15 protein-coding genes and 2 pseudogenes are annotated in these 19,525 nt (G+C 69.4%); 13 read left to right on the forward strand and 4 right to left on the reverse strand.

The annotated features are described in order from the left end of the window. Positions 1-159, forward strand: a pseudogene (locus ACFY10_RS23445) (electron transfer flavoprotein subunit alpha/FixB family protein); the annotation flags it as partial. Positions 160-217: 58 nt separating this feature from the next. On the opposite strand, the gene ACFY10_RS23450 reads toward ACFY10_RS23445, so the two are convergent. Then, complete coding sequence (locus ACFY10_RS23450; RefSeq protein ID WP_390667128.1) at positions 218-1,105, reverse strand: endonuclease/exonuclease/phosphatase family protein; 888 nt, start codon at positions 1,103-1,105, stop codon at positions 218-220. A 117-nt stretch (positions 1,106-1,222) separates the two neighbouring features. Here ACFY10_RS23450 and ACFY10_RS23455 point away from each other — a divergent pair, with 117 nt between their 5' ends. Continuing rightward, positions 1,223-2,527, forward strand: coding sequence for a DUF6986 family protein (locus ACFY10_RS23455; protein ID WP_390667129.1), 1,305 nt, complete (start codon positions 1,223-1,225; stop codon positions 2,525-2,527). 96 nt (positions 2,528-2,623) lie between these two features. Beyond that, entirely contained in the window at positions 2,624-4,528 is a 1,905-nt protein-coding gene (locus ACFY10_RS23460) for a protein kinase (RefSeq protein WP_390667130.1), read from the forward strand. A 33-nt stretch (positions 4,529-4,561) separates the two neighbouring features. Here the strand turns inward: ACFY10_RS23460 and ACFY10_RS23465 are convergent. Together ACFY10_RS23465 and ACFY10_RS23470 are read right to left on the reverse strand one after the other, a co-directional pair. Next, positions 4,562-5,305 (reverse strand): annotated as a pseudogene (locus tag ACFY10_RS23465) (hypothetical protein); the annotation flags it as partial. A 7-nt stretch (positions 5,306-5,312) separates the two neighbouring features. Next, positions 5,313-6,362: a LacI family DNA-binding transcriptional regulator gene (locus ACFY10_RS23470; RefSeq protein WP_390667131.1), complete on the reverse strand. Its 1,050-nt coding sequence runs from the start codon at positions 6,360-6,362 to the stop codon at positions 5,313-5,315. 249 nt (positions 6,363-6,611) lie between these two features. Between ACFY10_RS23470 and ACFY10_RS23475 the strand changes: the two genes are divergently transcribed. Next, positions 6,612-7,559: an ROK family protein gene (locus tag ACFY10_RS23475; RefSeq protein ID WP_390667132.1), complete on the forward strand. Its 948-nt coding sequence runs from the start codon at positions 6,612-6,614 to the stop codon at positions 7,557-7,559. 54 nt (positions 7,560-7,613) lie between these two features. On the opposite strand, the gene ACFY10_RS23480 is transcribed toward ACFY10_RS23475, so the two are convergent. Further along, the gene (locus tag ACFY10_RS23480) at positions 7,614-9,635 is read right to left on the reverse strand and encodes an NPCBM/NEW2 domain-containing protein (RefSeq protein WP_390667133.1); all 2,022 of its coding nucleotides are present in this window, start codon (positions 9,633-9,635) and stop codon (positions 7,614-7,616) included. A 267-nt stretch (positions 9,636-9,902) separates the two neighbouring features. Between ACFY10_RS23480 and ACFY10_RS23485 the strand changes: the two genes are divergently transcribed. The 9 genes from ACFY10_RS23485 to ACFY10_RS23525 all read left to right on the forward strand — a co-directional run bounded on the left by ACFY10_RS23485 (position 9,903) and on the right by ACFY10_RS23525 (position 19,524). After that, complete coding sequence (locus ACFY10_RS23485) at positions 9,903-11,171, forward strand: ABC transporter substrate-binding protein (protein WP_390667134.1); 1,269 nt, start codon at positions 9,903-9,905, stop codon at positions 11,169-11,171. 19 nt (positions 11,172-11,190) lie between these two features. Next, a complete protein-coding gene (locus ACFY10_RS23490; RefSeq protein ID WP_390667135.1) occupies positions 11,191-12,108 on the forward strand; it encodes a carbohydrate ABC transporter permease in 918 nt (305 codons plus the stop codon). Beyond that, the gene (locus ACFY10_RS23495) at positions 12,105-13,037 is read left to right on the forward strand and encodes a carbohydrate ABC transporter permease (protein WP_390667136.1); all 933 of its coding nucleotides are present in this window, start codon (positions 12,105-12,107) and stop codon (positions 13,035-13,037) included. The genes ACFY10_RS23490 and ACFY10_RS23495 overlap by 4 nt, the downstream gene beginning before the upstream one ends. A gap of 79 nt (positions 13,038-13,116) precedes the next feature. Next, positions 13,117-14,100, forward strand: a complete 984-nt coding sequence (locus ACFY10_RS23500) for a TIGR01777 family oxidoreductase (RefSeq protein WP_390667137.1) — start codon at positions 13,117-13,119, stop codon at positions 14,098-14,100. Then, positions 14,097-14,300, forward strand: coding sequence for a hypothetical protein (locus ACFY10_RS23505; protein ID WP_390667138.1), 204 nt, complete (start codon positions 14,097-14,099; stop codon positions 14,298-14,300). Before ACFY10_RS23500 ends, ACFY10_RS23505 begins: the two co-directional genes overlap by 4 nt. Positions 14,301-14,451: 151 nt before the next feature. Continuing rightward, positions 14,452-15,495: an NUDIX domain-containing protein gene (locus tag ACFY10_RS23510; protein ID WP_390667139.1), complete on the forward strand. Its 1,044-nt coding sequence runs from the start codon at positions 14,452-14,454 to the stop codon at positions 15,493-15,495. Positions 15,496-15,737: 242 nt separating this feature from the next. Further along, the gene (locus ACFY10_RS23515; RefSeq protein WP_390667140.1) at positions 15,738-17,555 is read left to right on the forward strand and encodes an ABC transporter family substrate-binding protein; all 1,818 of its coding nucleotides are present in this window, start codon (positions 15,738-15,740) and stop codon (positions 17,553-17,555) included. 69 nt (positions 17,556-17,624) lie between these two features. Next, positions 17,625-18,611, forward strand: coding sequence for an ABC transporter permease (locus ACFY10_RS23520; RefSeq protein WP_390667141.1), 987 nt, complete (start codon positions 17,625-17,627; stop codon positions 18,609-18,611). Continuing rightward, positions 18,604-19,524, forward strand: coding sequence for an ABC transporter permease (locus ACFY10_RS23525; protein WP_390667142.1), 921 nt, complete (start codon positions 18,604-18,606; stop codon positions 19,522-19,524). Before ACFY10_RS23520 ends, ACFY10_RS23525 begins: the two co-directional genes overlap by 8 nt. Position 19,525: the final 1 nt, after the last annotated feature.

The raw sequence follows: 19,525 nt of genomic DNA on the forward strand, positions 1-19,525 counted from the left end.
ATCCAGCACCGGGCCGGCATGCAGACCTCGAAGACCATCGTGGCGGTCAACAAGGACGCCGAGGCCCCGATCTTCGACCTGGTCGACTACGGCGTCGTCGGCGACCTCTTCGACGTCGTCCCGCAGCTCACTGAGGAGATCAACGCCCGCAAGGGCTGATCACCCCAAGGCCGGCCGAGGCCCCCGCGACTGCACGAACAGTCACGGGGGCCTCGGCTCATTCCAGGCTCAGCGAGGCCCGCACCGGCAGGTGGTCGCTCGGGAACTGCCCGTGGGCGGAGAAGGTGGCGACCGACGCGTGGTCGACCGAGACGCCGGGCCCGACCAGGATCCAGTCGATGCGGTCACCGTCGCGCGTGAGCGGCTCGTAGCCGTGGAACGTGCCGTACAGCGGACCGCGCTCGGCGGCGGCGTCCCAGGCGTCGGCGAGGCCGGCGCCCAGCATCGTCTTGTGGACCGGGTTCTCGTGGGCCACGGCATTGAAGTCGCCGGTCACCACGATCGGCAGGGAGCGGTCGAGGCCGCCGATCCGCTGGGCGATGAGCGAGGCGCCGCGCACGCGCGCGTACTGGCTCCTGTTGTCGAGGTGGGTGTTGAGGACGTAGAACTCGTGCCCGTCGCCGCGCAGTTCACGGAAGCGGACCCAGGTGACCATCCGGGGGAATGCACCGCCCCAGGTGTTCGAGCCGATCAGCTCCGGGGTGTCCGAGAGCCAGAAGTGCTCGTACTCGACCGGGGCGAGCCGTCGGGTGTCGTAGAAGACCGCCATCGACTCGTCGTGGCTGCCGCGCTTGCGGCCGGTGCCGATCCACTCGTAGTGCTCCAGGTCCGACTGGATGTCGCGCAGCTGCTCGTAGCGGCCCTCCTGGGTGCCGATGACGTCGGGGGCGGCCCTGCGTAACAGGGCGCGCATCACGGGGCGGCGGTCGGCCCAGCTGTTGGGCTCGTCGGTGCTCGCGTAGCGCAGGTTGAAGGTCATCACCTCCAGGTGTCCCCGGGGTCTGGCTGTCGAGACCGACGCCATGCTCGACAGCGGCACGGTCAGTGCACCGGCCACCGCGACGCGGAGTCCCACGCGGCGCGTCACCCTCTTGGTGTTCGACATGTGCTCCCCTCCCCTCGCGAGTCAGGATGAGGGGTGGTGTTGACCAGGGGGAAGACCGCAGATAAGTTCATTCTACGGATTGTTGATTCCGTAGAGCGGAAAACAGGAGGGTGTGGGATGGGCCAGGGCCAGCAGGAGAAGGTGGCGACGAGCCTCGCGGGCGCGATCAGCGAGGAGATCAGCGCCTCTCTCGCCCCGGTCGACGCCGAACTGGAGCGCCGCTACCCCGGGGACCCCGGCACCCGCCAGCCCGTCCACACCGTCTACGTCCCCGGTGACGTCTTCGCCGCCGACACCATCCGCTCCTGGGGCGACCAGGCCCTTGCCGCCCTCGACGAACACGCCCCGGACGCCGCCTCCTTCGCCGCCGTCCTCGGCCTGTCCGACGAACTCGCCGAACCCGTCTACGCGCGCGTGCGCGCCAAGCTGGAGCGCGAGCCCATCGAGGACCTGCGCGTCGACTTCGAGGACGGCTACGGCCCGCGCCCGGACGCCGAGGAGGACGAGGCGGCGGCCCGCGCGGCCCGGCTGATCGCGGAAGCGTACGCGAAGGGGACGGCGGCCCCGTACATGGGCATCCGCATGAAGTGCATGGAGGCACCGGTACGCGACCGGGGCATCCGCACCCTCGACATCTTCCTCAGCGGTCTGATGGAGGCCGGCGGGCTGCCCGACGGACTGGTGCTGACGCTGCCCAAGGTGACCTACGCCGAGCAGGTCACCGCCATGGTGCGGCTGCTTGAAGCCTTCGAGAAGGCGCGCGGGCTCGAGCCCGGCCGGATCGGCTTCGAGATCCAGATCGAGACCAGCCAGTCCATCCTCGCCACCGACGGCACCGCCACCGTCGCCCGCATGATCCAGGCCGCCGAGGGCCGCGCCACCGGACTGCACTACGGCACCTTCGACTACAGCGCCTGCCTCGGCGTCTCGGCCGCCTACCAGGCCAGCGACCACCCGGCCGCCGACCACGCCAAGGCGATCATGCAGGTCGCGGCGGCGGGGACCGGGGTACGGGTGTCGGACGGCTCGACGAACGTCCTGCCGGTGGGCCCGACGGCCAAGGTGCACGATGCCTGGCGCCTGCACTACGGCCTCACCCGCCGTGCGCTCTCCCGCGCCTACTACCAGGGCTGGGACATGCACCCCGGCCACATCCCCACCCGGTACGCGGCCGTCTTCGCCTTCTACCGCGAGGGCTTCGAGCAGGCCGCCGCCCGGCTCGCCCGGTACGCCAACCGGGCCGGCGGCGACGTCATGGACGAGCCCGCCACCGCCAAGGCCCTCAGCGGCTATCTGCTGCGCGGCCTGGACTGCGGTGCGCTGGACATCGCCGAGGTCGCTCGGGTGACCGGCCTGACCCGGGCCGGTCTGGAGGGCTTCGCGGCACCCCGGCGCGGCGACCTCACCGTCTCCGCCAAGTAGCGGGCCTGTCCCAGCGGTCCCCGGCGGCTGGCGTTGTCACTCCTGCCCCGTAGTCTGTACGGCACGCATTGACGGGTCACAGGAACGGGGCGGGCGGTGTCTTCGGGGGAGACCTCCAGGGAGAACAACCAGGCTGACGGGACGGGGCGGTTGCTGGCCGGGCGCTATCGCGTCATCGCCCAGCTCGGGCGCGGCGGCATGGGCGTCGTCTGGAGAGCCGTCGACGAGGTCCTCGGCCGTGAGGTCGCCGTCAAGGAACTGCGCACCTACACCGACGCCGGCGGGCCCGAACTCGCCGACCTGCGGCTGCGGATGCAGCGCGAGGCCCGCGCGGCGGCCCGGGTCCGCCATCCCGGAGTCGTCGCGGTGCACGACGTGACCGAGGTCGACGGCCGCCCGCTGATCGTCATGGAGCTGGTCGACGGGCCGTCCCTGGAGCAGGTGTTGCGCGAGCGCGGCTCCCTCGACCCGGTCGAGGCAGCCGGCATCGGTGCCAAGGTGATGGACGCGCTGGCGGCCGCCCACCGGGCCGGCGTCCTGCACCGAGACGTGAAGCCCGGCAACATCCTGCTCGAGGGGTCCGGCCGCGTCGTCCTGACGGACTTCGGCATCGCGGCCATGGAGGACCCGGGCGACGGCGCCGCCACCCACCTGACCCGCAGCGGTGCGCTCGTCGGCTCCCTGGACTACCTGGCGCCCGAGCGGGCGCAGGGCGCCGACGCGAGCCCGGCCTCCGACGTCTGGGCGCTGGGAGCCACGCTGTACGCGGCCGTCGAGGGCTCCTCGCCCTTCCGCCGCACGTCGACGTACTCCACGCTCACCGCGATCGTCACCGAGCCCCTCCCGGAGCCGGAGCGCGCGGGCCCGCTCACCTCCGTACTCCAACAGCTGCTGGACAAACGGCCCGACACCCGCCCGGAGGCCGAGCAGGCGCGTGCACTGCTGCAGGCGGTGGCGGACGCGGGCGCCACGGACACACCGACGGCGGCCTTGCGCGGCGGCGCGGCGCCGAGGGCGGAGACGGAGCCCAGCGTCCCCTCGCTGCCTCCGGGGTTCGTGATGCCGGGGGCGTCCGGTGCCCAGGGGACGGCGCCGGCGGCGCAGGGATCCGGTTCCGCTGAGCAGCGCGGGCCGGCGGCGCCCGACTCCGACTCGGCCGGCCGGCCCGACCAGGCGGCGCCCGGCTTCGACCCCGCGCCGTACGCCGGGCACGCGACGCCGGGATTCGGCCCGCCCGCGCCGCAGGACCCGGCAATGTACGTGGCGACGGCCCCCACCGGGCCCATAGCCCCTTCGACCTCCTCGCGCCGCAAGGGCCGCGTCCTGCTCGCCGCCGCGGCCGTCACCGTCGTCCTCGCGGCGGCCGGGGGCACCGTCGCCCTGGTGAACTCGGGGCACACGGAAGCGAACGCGCGCCCCTCCTCGTCCAGTACGGGCGCCCAGGCGTCCGCGTCCGTCTCCGATCGCACAGACTCCGATCACTCGGACGGCCCCAAGCCGACGGAAAAGGGCGCCAAGAAGACCCCGACGCCGACGAAGACGGCCGGCGAGAAGGGCGGGGCCACGCCCACAAGCCGTGCCTCGGCTTCGTCCACGGGGAATTCCTCGGGTGGCGGCACCACCGGAGGCGGTACCACGGGCGGCACGTCCTCAGGCGGTACCACCGGGGGCGGCAGCGGCGGTACGACGGGCGGTGGAGGGGGCGAGACCACCGCGGCACCGGCCTGCACCTCCATAGGCGGCGGCAAGTACAACTGCACGGTCTGGCGCACCGCCAAGTCCTACACCGCCTCCGGCACCGAGGTCGGCGTCCTCGGCGCGGGCACCAACTACTTCTACTGCCAGCAGAACCTGGGCCGCCGCGAGACATACGACCAGTGGACCAACGTCTGGTGGGCGAAGACGGACGACGACAGCGGCAACACCAACGTCTACGTCAGCGACGTCTACATAAAGGGCGGCGACAACGATCAACCGGTCCCCGGACTCCCGGTCTGCTGACGTCCGCCGCGTCCGTGACGCTCAGACGTCCGCCACGTACCGCTCCAGCCCCGACACCGTCACCAGCTTCTCCTCGGCGAACACCCGGGTACCCCGCTCGCACAGCGCCGCGTCGGCGCGCGCCCGCGCGCAGAACTCCTCGGGTGTGGCACCGAACAGCTCCCTCAACCGGGCCGATCCGGCGAGGAGTTCGGTGAGCAGCGCCCGCTGGGCGAGATGCCCGCGCGGCGCCCCCGAACCGTCGCGCAGGACTCCGCGGCGATTGACGTAGATGTACGCACCGGGCAGCCGCGTACCGTCCTCCAACTCGATCCGCACCTGCGGCACTTGCAGCCAGGCGCGCCGGTAGTTGCCGTACCTGAGCGGCACGCCCTCGCTCGCATCGATCACCGCGAGTTGCCCGGCGTCCAGCCAGGTCACGAACAACTCCCGTACGGTGCCGGGCGCGTCGACCGGTGATGCGGACACGTATCCCAGGCGGCTGATGTGCGCGGAGACGCCCACCTCGATGCCTGTGACCCGGGCGCGCACCATCGGGATGGGCGAGGTGATTCCGGACTCGTGCATTTTGTGGCGCAGTTGGCCCGGGCAGGCGTTGGAGCCGACCGCCAGGACGGGGACGCGGTCCTCGTGCACCAGGCGGTCGAGGGGCAGGAACCGGTCGCCGTCGAGGAGCCCGGACTGCTCAGGCCAGGCTCCCGGGTAGAGCAGCGGGTGGTCACGCGGGGCCAGAGCGAGGCCCAGCGCTTCGAGGCTGTGGTCCGCTTCGCTCTCCACGGGCGGCTCAGTCCGCCGGCGGCAGCTCGCCCGAGCCGCGGGTGATCAGCCGGGTCGGCAGCTCGATGCGCTCCGGGGTGAGCAGGGTGCCGTCCAGCTGGCGGAAGAGGCGGTCGGCGGCGGTGCGGCCGAGGGCCGCCGCGTCCTGGGCGACGACGGTGACGCCCGGCTGCAGCAGATCGGCGAGCTCGAAGTCGTCGAAGCCGACGAGGGCGACCGGACGGGGCTGCTCGGCAAGGACACGGACCACGGTGACCGTCACCCGGTTGTTGCCCGCGAAGACCGCGGTGACCGGATCGGGGCCCAAGAGCATCTCCTCGGCGGCCCGGCGCACCCGCTGCGGGTCCGTCACGCCCAGGGACATCCAGGCGTCCTCGACCGGGATGCCCGCGTCCTCCATGGCGGCCCGGTAGCCGCGCAGCCGCTCGGCGGCCGTATGGATGCGGGGCATGTCGCCGATGAAGCCGATCCGGCGGTGGCCGTGGGCGATGAGGTGGGCGACGCCGTCGCGGGCGCCGCCGTAGCTGTCGGACAGGACGACATCGGCGTCGATCTTCCCGGCGGGGCGGTCGACGAACACCGTGGCGACGCCCGCCCTGATCTCGGGCTCGAGATAGCGGTGGTCGTCACCGGCCGGGATGATCACCAGGCCGTCCACCCGCCGCGCGCACAGGGCCAGCGCGAGCTCCTGCTCGCGGTCGGGGTCCTCCGCGCTGGAGCCGTTGATCAGCAGGGCGCCGTGCGCGCGGGCCACCTCCTCGACCGCGCGGCTGAGGGGGCCGTAGAACGGGTCGGCGAGATCCTCCAGGACCAGGCCGATGCTGGCGGTGCGGCCCTTGCGCAGCACGCGCGCGCTGTCGTTGCGGCGGAAGCCCAGCGCGTCGATGGCCTCCTGGACGCGGCGCTCGGTCTCCGGGGTGACGCCGGGCTCGCCGTTGACCACGCGGGAGACGGTCTTCAGGCCGACTCCGGCGCGCGCCGCCACGTCCTTCATGGTGGGACGGTTGCCGTAACGCGTTCCGGGGAGGGGGGCTGATCGGCGAGCGGTCTCGGGCACGATGCGCTGTCCTGTCCTGTCTCGTCCACGGGTCTCGTTCCCGGGGGATGCGTCGGACCATGAGTTTGTATGAGGATGTGGCGTCGAGCATAGAGCCTGGACAACGTTGTCATATGCACGAGAGACTGTCCACCGCAATCTCCGGCCTGCGCCCCCACCGCCAGACCGGCCCGTTCATCTCCGTACTTGAAGGGGGAACTGTCCCCCGGCCGACGGAGATCCGATGGTTTTCGGGGAGATCCGACACCGATGCAGACCGACCTCGTGGCAGCGCTCGACATCGGCGGCACCAAGATCGCCGGAGCGCTGGTGGACGGCCACGGCCAGATCCTGGTACGCGCTCAGCGTGCGACGCCCGCGGAGCAGGACGGCGAGACCGTGATGGGTGCCGTGGAGGAGGTCCTCGGCGAGCTGACCGCCGCACCCCTGTGGGGCCGCGCCACGGCCCTCGGTATCGGCAGTGCGGGCCCGGTGGACGCCTCCGCGGGCACGGTGAGCCCGGTGAACGTGCCGGGCTGGCGCGGCTACCCGCTCGTGCGGCGGGTCCAGGACGCGGCCGGAGGTCTGCCGGTCGAGCTGATCGGCGACGGCGTGGCGATCACCGCGGCCGAGCACTGGCAGGGCGCCGCCCGCGGCCACGACAACGCGCTGTGCATGGTGGTCTCCACGGGCGTCGGCGGCGGCCTGGTCCTCGGCGGCCAGCTGCACCCCGGCCCCACCGGCAACGCGGGCCACATCGGCCACATCAGCGTCGACCTGGACGGCGACCCGTGCCCCTGCGGCTCGCGCGGCTGTGTGGAGCGCATCGCGAGCGGCCCCAACATCGCCCGCCGCGCCCTGGAGAACGGCTGGCAGCCCGGTCCCGACGGCGACACCTCCGCCGCCGCGGTGGCCGCCGCCGCCCGCGCCGGCGATCCGGTCGCCGTGGCCTCCTTCGAGCGCGCCGCCCAGGCGCTGGCCGCCGGCATCGCGGCCACCGCCACGCTCGTCGAGATCGACATCGCGGTGATCGGCGGAGGCGTGGGCAAGGCGGGCGACGTGCTGTTCACACCGCTGCGCAAGGCCCTCAGCAACTACGCGACGCTGTCCTTCGTGCAGCGCCTGGAGATCACGCCGGCCCAGATGGGCACGGATGCCGGACTGGTCGGTGCGGCCGCGGCCGCGCTCGCCAGGCGGGCGGACACGGCCGCGGTCTGAGGGGCGTCTGCAGCAGGAACGTTCACGCGTGCTGCTCGGCCCGTCGGCGCGGGCTCAGCAGGTCAACTGTGCGTTCGCCCAGTCCGCATGGTCCGAGTCGATGCCGTCGCCGCCGTCGGTGACGACCAGGCGGACCACCTGGGCGCCGGTCACGTCAGCGGTGAGCGGCTGGGCGGGCATCGCGTTGGTCAGCACGCCGGTCGAGGCGACCTTGGTGCCGTCGGCCCAGACCTCGAAGGCGACGGTGCCATTGGCGCCCTTCTCGTCGTCGACGCCGACATCGGCGGTGACCGACTCGCACTCCTTGCCGGTGTAGTACGCGACGGCGCTCTCCGCGTGGACGCCGAGACCCTTGCCGTACACCACCCCGCCGATCGTGAGGGGATGACCGTCGCCCGCGGCGCTCTCCCCGTTGCTGGTGTTGCGCTCGACCGGACCGTAGCCATTGGTGGCCGACAGCCATGGCAGGTCGCCGAGTCCGGACGTCCCCGATGGCGGTGGCACGACCACGGACGCACTCAGCGGGACCGCGCTGTCGACGCGGGCACCGGCCGGCGAGCGGTAACTCGCCCTGAGCGTCAGGTCGTACGACCCCGTCGGCGTCCCCGCAGGCGCGGTGACCGACCACTTGGTGCGCAGGGAGCGGCCGGTCGGCAGCGAGGCGGCCGTGGTCCGTGAGGTCGCCTCGAGGGCCCAGCCCTGGGGCCCGGTCAGCGAGACGGACACGTGTCTGGCCGGCGTACGCCCCAGGTCGGTGACCGTCGACGTCAGCGCGACCGCCTTGCCCGCCTCGACCAACGGGCTGCCGTCCAGGCCGAGTTCGACGGCGGGCGGGTGCGCGTCCCAGTCGGGATCGGCGGAGACCCGTACCAGGACCGTTCCGTGCGCCGGTACGGTCGCCGAGATGGTGCCGGCGGTGTTGTAGCTCTGGTGCTGCCACAGGTCGCGCAGGGTGTAGGCGTCGGCGGCGGGCAGGCCCACGGCCTTGGCGGTCGTGCTGATGCGCTGGGCGGTGCCGGACTCGTTGAAGAGGGCCACCGCGCGGCTGCCGTCCTTCATCTCCTTGGCGACGACCCAGCGCCCGCCTTCGGAGGAGACGACCGTGCCCTGCTTGCCCAGCGGGTCCTGGTCGACGGCGACGACCTCCTTGTTGTCGAGGATGTCGAAGGTCGCCTGGGAGGCCTTGCGCAGGTCGGAGCCGATGAGGAGCGGGGCGGCCATGACGGACCACATCGAGAAGTGCGAGCGGTACTCGGTGTCCGTCATGCCTCCGTTGCCGACCTCCAGCATGTCGGGGTCGTTCCAGTGCCCGGGTCCTGCGTACGGCGCGAGCGGCAGGTTCTTCTTCAGGATGGACAGCATCGAGCCCCAGTTGTCGCTGATGTCACCGGTCGTGCGCCACAAGTGGCCCACGTCGGCCGCCCATTCCCAGGGTTTGTTCTCGCCCCATTCGCAGATGCTGTAGACGATCGGCCGACCGGTCGCCTTCAGGGCGTCGCGCATGGTCGTGTAACGCAACTTGGCGTCCACGCCCTGGTTATTGCAGTTGTCGTACTTGACATAGTCCACGCCCCAGTCCGCGAACTGCCGGGCGTCGCTGTACTCATGACCGAGCGCGCCCGGGAAACCGGCGCTGTTGCATGTCTTGGTGCCCGCGCTGGTGTAGATGCCGAGCTTGAGCCCCTTGGCGTGCACATAGTCGGCGACCGCCTTGATCCCGTTCGGGAAGCGGACCGGATCCGGTACGAGTCTGCCGTCCGCGTCCCGGGCCGGCAGGGCCCAGCAGTCGTCGAGGTTGACGTACTGGTAACCGGCGTCCTTGAGGCCTTTCTCGACGAAGAGGTCCGCGATTCCCTTGACCATGGACTCGTTGAACTCGGCACGGCAGTGCGTGGAGTTCCAGTTGTTGAAGCCCATCGGAGGGGTGAGGGCGAGGCCGTCGGCCAGGGTGGGCGCGACAGGCCCGGTAGCGGGTGCCGCCATGGCGGGCGCGGCGAGTCCGGCCGCGCACAGGAGTCCTGCGGTGAGCGCTCCGACCACTCTTCGGCGGGTTGTGCGGGTGTGAAGGTGACGCATCGTTACGTTCCTCCGAACACGCGAAAGGTGGGATGACGTCATGTCCGCGTCATCGGTGCGCGTTTACGGTAGGACGTGTCGGACTGTGTTGGAAGAGAACAGGTAACGGTTGTTCGATATGCCGTCAGAACCCTTGACGCCGAGGCCAGGTGGAGGTGAGATCCAAGCCACGCGTTCGGTTGTGTTGGGTGGCACTCCTGGGAGGGGCACATGGCACAGTCATCGTTCCAGCGGGTTGGTCCAGCCCAAGGATGGGCAGGTCATCCGATGTCCCGGCGAAATCTCTTGCGTGGTGCGGCTCTTGGCGTCGGCGCGGTCACGCTGCCCGCTCTCCTGTCGGGGTGCGGCGAAGGACCCGGCGGCAACAAGAAGGAAGTCACGGTCGGCTCCAACGCCTCGGACCCCGTGCCGAAGACGGCGTACGCGGCCGCGTTCCAGGCGTACCAGAAGAAGACCGGAAAGAAGGTGAAGGTCAACACCAAGGACCACAACGACTTCCAGGAGAACATCAACCGCTATCTGCAGGGCAGCCCCGACGACGTCTTCATGTGGTTCGCGGGATACCGCATGCAGTACTTCGCGGAGAAAGGCCTGTTGACCGAGATCAGTGACGTCTGGAAGACCTTCTCGGGTTTCTCGGACGCCTTGAAGGCGCAGTCCACGCACGACGGCAAGCAGTACTTCGTGCCGTACTACTACTATCCGTGGGCGGTGTTCCACCGTAAGAGCCTCTTCCAGCAGAAGGGCTATCAACAGCCCACGAAGTGGGACGAGTTCATCGCGCTCGCCAAGCAGATGCAGAAGGACGGCAATCCGGTCGCGTTCTGCGACAAGGACGGCTGGCCCGCGATGGGCACTTTCGACTACATCAATCTGCGGCTGAACGGATACGACTTCCACAAGTCCCTGATGGCGGGGGAGGAGTCGTGGACCGACACCAAGGTGAAGAACGTGTTCGACACCTGGCGCGAACTCATGCCGTACTACCAGAAGGGAGCCCTCGGCCGGACCTGGGAGGAGGCCGGGCAGAGCCTGCAGCAGCGCAAGACCGGCATGGCGGTCTTCGGCATGCCGCACCCCGGCACCCAGTTCCCGGCGAAAGAACGCGACGACATCGACTTCTTCGCCTTCCCCGAGATCGACCCGCAGTGGGGCCAGGAGTCCGTCGAGGCGCCCATCGACGGATTCCTCATCGCCAAGAAGTCCAAGAACCTCACCGGCGCCAAAGCCCTGCTGAAATGGCTCGGCAAGCCCGAGGCCGAGGACGTCTACCTCAAGTACGACCCCAACAACGTGGCGGTCAACTCCGGCGCCGACACCTCCAAGTACAGCGCCCTGCAGAAGAAGTCCGCGCAGCTCGTCTCGGGCGCCAAGCAGATCTCGCAGTTCCTGGACCGCGACACCCGGCCCGACTTCGCCTCGACCGTGATGATCCAGTCCATCCAGGACTTCATCGGCAATCCGAAGGACGTCGACGGGCTGTGCAACAGCATCGAACGGCAGAAGAAGACCATCTTCTCGCAGCCCGTCGGCTGATCACTGGGGGAGTTGTTCCGTGGCGCTCACCTTCCCGCGACGCGCCGGACGACGGCGGCGCCTGAGGCGGTTCACCCGCCGTGACGTCGCCGTCCTCGGCCTGCTGCTCGGCATTCCGGTCCTGCTCGACATCGCCATCGTCTGGGGCCCGACGCTCGCGTCGATCGGCCTGTCCTTCACCGCCTGGGACGGGATCGGCGACATCCACTGGGTGGGCCTGGACAACTACAAGAACCTCGCCGACAACTACCCGCCGTTCTGGCCGGCGGTCCGCCACAACATCATGTGGCTGCTGTTCCTCGGCCTGATCGCCACACCCTTCGGCCTCTTCCTGGCCGTCCTCATCGACCGGGGCGTCCGCTTCAGCCGCTTCTACCAGTCCGTCCTCTACATGCCGGTCGTGCTCTCGCTCGCCATCGTCGGCTTCATCGCCCAGCTGATCCTCGGCACCGACCAGGGGGTGGTCAACACCATCCTCAACAACCACGACGACCCGATCGACTGGCTGGGCAACTCCCACCTCAACATCTGGATGATGATGATCGCGGCGAGCTGGCGGCACGTCGGCTACGTGATGATCCTCTACCTGGCCGGACTGAAGTCCGTCGACCCGCAGCTGAAGGAGGCGGCGGCCATCGACGGCGCGAACGAACGCCAGACCTTCTTCCGCGTGGTCTTCCCGACCATGCGCCCGGTCAACGTCATCGTCGGCGTCATCACGGTGATCGAAGCACTACGGGCCTTCGACATCGTCTACGCCGTCAACAAGGGCCGCAACGGCCTGGAACTGCTGTCGGTCCTCATCACCGACAACATCATCGGCGAGGCCAGCCGGATCGGCTTCGGCTCGGCCATCGCGGTCGTCCTGCTCGTCGTGTCCCTCGGATTCATCGTGACGTTCCTGGTCCAAGAGCTGCGAGGTGCGCGCGACCGATGACGGCAGACATCCGCACCACCGCGTCCACCGTGCCCCGCCGCCGGGCCGCGGCACCCGCCCGCAGCCCGAAGCCCCGCCCCCGGCGCGGCCGTTGGGGCGTGCACATCTTCCTGACGGCGGTCTCGCTGGCGTTCATCGCGCCGCTGCTGCTCGCCGTCTACGCCAGCCTGCGGCCGTACGAGGAAACCGCGCAGCACGGCTACCTCTCCTGGCCGAAGCACTTGTCGTTCGACTACTACCGCCGGGCCTACACCGAGTCCGGCATGGGCAAGTACTTCACCAACACCCTGCTGATCGCTGTCCCCGCCGTCATCGTCACCCTCTTCCTTGCGGCGTTCGTCGCGTTCGCGGTCTCGCGCCTCAAACTCCGCGGCGGCATCGTCCTGTTGATGTTCTTCACGGCAGGCAACCTGCTCCCGCAGCAGGTGATCGTGACACCCCTGTACGTCCTGTTCAACAAGATCCCGCTCCCGTGGTGGATGTCCGACTCGCTGACCATGTACGACTCCTACTGGGCCGTGATCCTCGTCAACATCGGCTTCCAGATGGGCTTCTGCGTCTTCGTGCTCGCCAATTTCATGCGCACCCTGCCCCAGGAGATCCTGGAGGCGGCGATCGTCGACGGCGCGGGCGTGTGGACCCAGTTCTGGCGCATCACCCTTCCCCTGTGCCGCCCGGCCCTGGCGGCCCTGGCCACCCTCGAGTTCACCTGGATCTACAACGACTTCCTCTGGGCCCTGATCTTCATCTCGAACCCCGACAAGCTGCCGATCACGTCGTCGCTGAACAACCTGCGCGGGCAGTTCTTCACCGACTACAACCTGCTGGCAGCGGGCTCCGTCCTGGTCGCTCTCCCGACGATCCTGGTGTTCCTGTTGCTGCAGCGGCACTTCATCGCGGGGCTGACGCTGGGGTCGACGAAGGGATAGGGGAGAGCCGGCAGCAGCTTTTGAACGTGTTCAAGTTTCCGGGTTAGGCTTCCGTCACGCAAAAAAAAGGGGGAGCCTGATGAAGATCGTCATTCCCGGGGGAACGGGACAGGTCGGCACGGTCCTGCGGCGCGCGCTGGCGGCCGCCGGTCACGACGTCGTGATCCTCACCCGGCGGCCGGTGCGCAAGGGCGAGGTCCGCTGGGACGGCGAGCACCTCGGCCCCTGGGCCGAGGAAATCGCCGGCAGCGACGTCGTGATCAATCTGGCGGGGCGCAGCGTCAGCTGCCGGTACACCCCCGCCAACCTGCAGGCCATGATGGACTCCCGGGTGAACTCCGCGCGGGTCGTCGGAGAGGCGATCGCGGCCGCCGCGCAGCCGCCCCGTGTGTGGCTCCAGATGAGTACGGCCACGGTGTACGCCCACCGCTTCGACGCACCCAACGACGAGGCGACCGGTGTGATCGGCGGCAGCGAGCCCGGCGTCCCGGGCTACTGGGCCTACAGCGTGGAGATCGCCAGGAACTGGGAGCGGGCACAGGAGGACGCCGACACGCCCCGCACCCGCAAGGTCGCCCTGCGCTCCGCCATGGTGATGAGCCCCGATCGCGGCGGAGTCCTCGACGTCCTGCTGCGGCTGGCGCGGATCGGCCTCGGAGGCCCGGTCGCGGGCGGTGCGCAGTACGTGTCCTGGATCCATGAGCGCGACTTCGTCCGCGCGGTGGAGTTCCTCGTCGACCGGGAAGACCTCGACGGGCCGGTGAACCTCGCCGCTCCCGGACCGCTGCCGCACCGCGCCTTCATGCGCGCCCTGCGCACCGCGTGGGGCATGCCGGTCGGCCTGCCCGCCACGCGCCGGATGGCGGAGCTCGGCGCCTTCGCCCTGCGCTCGGACACCGAACTCCTGCTGAAGAGCCGCCGGGTCGTCCCGGGCCGCCTGCTCGACGCGGGGTTCGCCTTCGAGCACGCCCGGTGGCCGGAGGCGGCCGCAGACCTGGTGCGCCAAGTGCGCGACGGACGAGGGCGTGACCCGCGCGCGGTTTCACAGTTGAACCGGGCATGAAGAAACGCAGCATGCTCGCCATCGCCTCCCTCGCCACCGGGTTCGTCGTCGCGGCCATCACCCCCTCGCAACACGGTGACCACCAGGTGGTCGGTGATCACCAGACGCTCGGCGACCTGAGCGTCGAGGACACCGCCGGCACGGTCACCGACATGACCGGCGACGACGGCCTCGCCGGTCCCGACAAGGCCCTCGGCTAGTACGGGCGACGCGGTCGAGGTCCGGTTCGCGGCGCCGGTGTCCCTGTGGAGGGGGCGCCGGCGCTTCCTTTTGTGCGCCCTCAGCTGGGGCTGGTTTCCGTGGCAGGGTGGAGCGGGCAAGCCACAGGGGGCCAACAGAAGAGGGGGACCTGTGACCGTCGTCTGGATCAACGGCGCGTTCGGTGCGGGGAAGACCACCACCGCACGGGAACTGATCGAACTGATCCCGAACAGCACGCTCTTCGACCCCGAGGTGATCGGCGCAGCGCTCGCACACCTGCTGCCGCCCAAGCACCTCGCCGAGGTCGGCGACTTCCAGGACCTGCCGATCTGGCGACGTCTCGTGATCGACACGGCCGCCGCGATGCTCGCCGAGCTGGGCGGAACCCTGGTGGTTCCGATGACCCTGCTGCGCCAGGAGTACCGCGACGAGATCTTCGGCGGCCTCGCAGCACGCCGTATCTCCGTCCGACACGTGCTTCTCGCTCCGGCGGAAACGATCCTGCGGGAGCGAATAGCCGGGCGGGAGGTGCCGCCCGACCTCCCGGACGGCGAGATACGGGTACGGCAGTGGTCGTACGACCACATCGAGCCGTACCGTGCCGCCCTCGCGTCCTGGCTCACCGCCGATGCCTATCCCGTCGACACCGGGGCCCTCACTCCGTATGAGAGCGCGGTCCGTATCGCTGAGGCCGTCAGCGCCGGCGAGGTAGTGGTATGTGACATAGTACAGACGCCCGAACCGACCGCCGAGACGCTCGCCGCAGGCGTCCTCCTCTTCGACGAGCAGGACCGCGTCCTCCTCGTGGACCCCACCTACAAGGCCGGCTGGGAGTTCCCCGGCGGTGTCGTCGAACCCGGTGAGGCCCCCGCCCGCGCCGGGATGCGCGAGGTCGCCGAGGAGACCGGCATCCACCTCGACGAGGTCCCCCGCCTTCTGGTCGTCGACTGGGAGGCACCCGCACCCCCCGGCTACGGCGGTCTGCGCCTCCTCTTCGACGGCGGTCACCTCGACTCCACCGAGGCGGCACGGCTCCTGCTGCCCGGGCCCGAGCTGCGCGGCTGGCGGTTCGTCACCGAGGAAGAGGCCGCGGAGCTGCTGCCGCCGGTGCGCTACGAGCGGTTGCGCTGGGCGTTGCGGGCGCGCGAGCGCGGGGCGGCGCTGTATCTGGAAGCGGGCGTCCCGGTCGGCTGATCTTCTGCCGACTCCCCGCGATGGCGGCGTGATCTGTGCGGTTTCTGAGTGGTTATCAGGCGACTTTGCCCGGCGGAGGGAGTTCCTGGGGCAAAGCGAGGGTGAATTGTCGCCGTCCCGGTATGAACAGGAATCTGAAAAAGGTACACGCGAGTTCTACCGTCAGTGCGCAGCTCAGCTCTCTCGCGGCCGCTCGGCCGCCTCGACAAGGCCGCGGAGCCTCCGTCGGCCGGAGGAGGGACATGCGCGCGCAATCATCGGCCCTCACAAGGGGACTTGCTCTTGCCGCCGGGCTCGTGCTGGCTCTGGCCGCCTGCAGCAGCAGTGGCGGCGGGGGCGGCTCCAACAAGGGCGGCTCGGCCGGGCTTTCGTCGTGCAACACCCGGGGCAAGGCCAACACCTGCAACTCCGCCGCAACCAAGTCCGGCGGAACGTTCACCTATGTGCTGGAGAAGAACATCCAGCAGTGGAACATCCAGGACACCAACGGGAACACCTTCGAGAACGGCGAGGCGCTCGAGGTCGTGCTGCCCCAGGTCTTCGTCCCGCTGCCGGACTTCACCGTCGCCGTCAACAAGGACCTGGTGACCTCGGCGACCCAGACCAGCAGCAGTCCGCAGACCCTCGTCTACAAGATCAATCCCAAGGCGGCCTGGAACGACGGCACCGCCATCACCGCGGACGACTTCGTGTACTACTGGCGCACCAACGACGGCAAGGACTGCCCGCCGCCGCCCGCGAGCGACAGCACGCAGACCAAGGGCTGCCTGCCGCAGAGCACAGCCGGATACGACCGCATCAAATCGGTCACCGGCTCCGACGGCGGCAGGACCGTCACCGTCGTGATGGCCAAGCCCTTCTCCGACTGGAAGCAGCTGTTCGGCGCCGGCTATCCGCTGTATCCCGCCCACATCGCCGAAAAGCTCTCCGGTGCCAAGGCGGGCGACGCCGCACACATGACGGCCGCCCAGATGGCCCAGGGCTGGCAGTACTTCCAGAAGAACCCGCCCACCAAGTACCCGACGGCGGGCCCGTACAAGATGACGCAGTGGGTGGACAACGACCACGCCACCTACGAACCCGACCCCAAGTGGTGGGGCACGGCCAAGCCGTCCCTGCAGCGGCTGATCTTCAAGGTGATCTCGGACGCCACCCAGGAGCCCATCGCCCTGCGCAACAACGAGGTGCAGGCGATCTATCCGCAGCCCGAGGTGGACCTGGTCAACCAGGTCAAGTCCATCCCGAACGTCACCTACAACATCGGCAACGGTCTGCAGTGGGAGCACTTCGACCTCAACCTGCACAACCCGGTGCTCGGCAAGTACCCGGCGCTGCGCCAGGCGATGTTCACGGCGATCAGCATCAAGGACATCATGGCCAAGACCGTGAAGCAGTTCGATCCTTCGGTGAAGCAGCTCGGCAACCACAACTACGTTCCCGGACAGGCCGGTTACCAGGATCTGGTGACCGCCACCGGCCAGGGGTCGGGTGATCTCACCAAGGCCAAGAAATACCTGACCGACGCCAAGTTCACCGGGGTCGGCACCGCGCTGAAGACACCGGACGGCAAGGCCGTCGGACCCTTCAACTGCCGCTACACCACCGGCAACCAGATCCGGCAGAGCGAGTGCCAGATCCTGCAGAGCGACCTCGGGAACCTCGGCATCAAGGTCACCATCAAGCCGATCGGCGCCGCCGACCTCGGCACGGTGCTGGCCGGGCACCAGTACGACATCATCGTCTTCGCCTGGGTCGCCTCGCCGTTCCCGACCGCCAACGCCCAGCAGAACTGGGTCACCGGAGGCGGCGGCAACTTCGGCGGCTACAGCGACAAGAAGGTCGACTCGCTGATCGCCGAGGCGGTCGGCACCACCGACCAGTCGAAGGCCGCCGCCCTGCTCAACCAGGCGGACAAGATCATGGTGGATGCCGCCTACGTCCTGCCGCTGTACCAGAAGCCGACGTTCCTCGCCGTCCAGACGCGGTTCGTGAACATGCGGAACAACTCCACGAACGTGGGACCGCCGTACAACACCGCCGAGTGGGGCCTCAAGAAGTAACCCGATCGCACCCCTCAAGCCCGGTCCCGGAGACCCCGGGACCGGGTCCCGCCCGCGAGAGAAGACCGCATGCTCGCCTACACCGTGCGCCGCATTCTCGTCTCGATCCCCGTGCTGATCGCCTCGACGTTCATCGTGTTCCTGGTCGTCGTGAACGCCGGCGACCCGGTCGCCAACTTCGCCACCTCACGGCAGCCCCGGCCGAGCCAGGCGGCCATCAACGCGTTCGCCCGGCACATCCACGCCAACGAGCCCGCCGTGCAGCGCTACTGGAACTGGATCACCGGAGTCCTGCACGGCGACTGGGGCCCGTCGGTGCAGCCCAACCTCGACATCGGGCACGACCTGTTCACCCGCTTCCGCGTGACGGTCACCCTGGTCGCCGCCGCGATGCTCATCGCCCTGGTCCTGGCCGTGATCTTCGGTGTGTTCAGTGCGATCCGCCAGTACACCGCCGCCGACTACACCGTCACCTTCTTCGGCTTCCTCTTCCTCGCCATGCCGGTGTTCTGGTTCGCGGTGCTGCTCAAGCAGGCCGGAATCTGGTTCAACGAACAGACCGGCAGCCAGTTCCTGGGCACCATCGGCGAGAAGTCCCCGTACCTCGAAGTCGACACCACCTGGAACGAGTTCACCGACCGCATCGGCCACCTCGTGCTGCCCACCATCACCCTGGCCCTGGTCTCCTTCGCCTCCTGGACCCGCTACACCCGCGCCTCCATGCTGGAGGTCCTGAACAGCGACTACGTCCGCCTCGCCCGCGCCAAGGGGCTGCGCCGGCGCACGGTCATGGTGCGGCACGCGCTGCGCACCGCCCTCATCCCCCTGGCCACCGTCACCGCGCTCGACATCGCGATCATCCTGGGCGGCGCCGTGATCACCGAGACGATCTTCCAGTGGCACGGCATGGGGGAGATGCTCGTCGAGTCGGCCGCGACCGTCGACGTCTACCGGACCATGGCGTGGCTGCTGCTCTCCGCGGTCGTCGTCATCGGCTTCAACCTCCTCGCCGATCTCCTCTACGCCGTACTCGACCCGAGGATCCGCTATGACTGACACCGAGGCAGCCGGATCCGCGGGCACGCAACTGCCGCCCGCCGAGCGCGAGTTCACCGTCAGGCAGCGCACCCAGACCCAGCTGGTGCTGCGCCGCTTCCTGCGGCACCGGGCCGCCATGGCCAGCCTGGTGGTCTTCGTGCTGATCCTGCTGTGGGCGTTCATCGGCCCGCACCTGTGGCACTACTCGTACCAGAAGTACACACCGGACAACTCCCAACCCCCGTCCTGGAAGCACCCGTTCGGCACCAACGCCTCCGGCTACGACGCCTACGCCCAGGTCATGCGCGGCACCCAGACCTCGCTGAAGATCGCCATCCTGATCGCGCTCGGCTCCACCTTCGTCGGCGCGATCTGGGGCGCGGTCGCGGGCTTCTACCGGGGCTTCGTCGACTCGTTGATGATGCGCATCGCCGATCTTGTCCTGACGCTGCCGCTGTTCGCGATCGCCCTTGTCATCTCCTCCCGCAGCGGCGGCTCCTGGTACTGGATCGCCGCCGTCATCGCCGGGCTGACCTGGGCGTACGTGGCTCGGGTGGTGCGCGCCACCGTACTGTCGTTGCGCGAGAAGGAGTTCGTGGAGGCGGCGAAGGCGCTCGGCGCCTCGGACGCGCGGATCATCTTCCGGCATCTGCTGCCCAACGCGCTCGGCCCGATCATCGTCAACGCGACCGTGCTGGTCGCCACCGGCATCCTCACCGAGACGGCCCTGTCCTTCGTCGGCTTCGGCGTCCAACCGCCCGACACCTCCCTGGGGCTGCTCGTCTCCCAGGCGCAGACGGCGGTCGACACCCGGCCCTGGCTCTTCTACATCCCCGGCGCGTTCATCATCGCCATCGCCCTGACCATCAACTTCATCGGCGACGGACTGCGCGACGCCTTCGACCCCCGGCAGCAAAGGGTGCGCCAGTGAC

This window comes from Streptomyces sp. NPDC001401 (genome assembly GCF_042895385.1).
GTDB lineage: Bacteria > Actinomycetota > Actinomycetes > Streptomycetales > Streptomycetaceae > Streptomyces.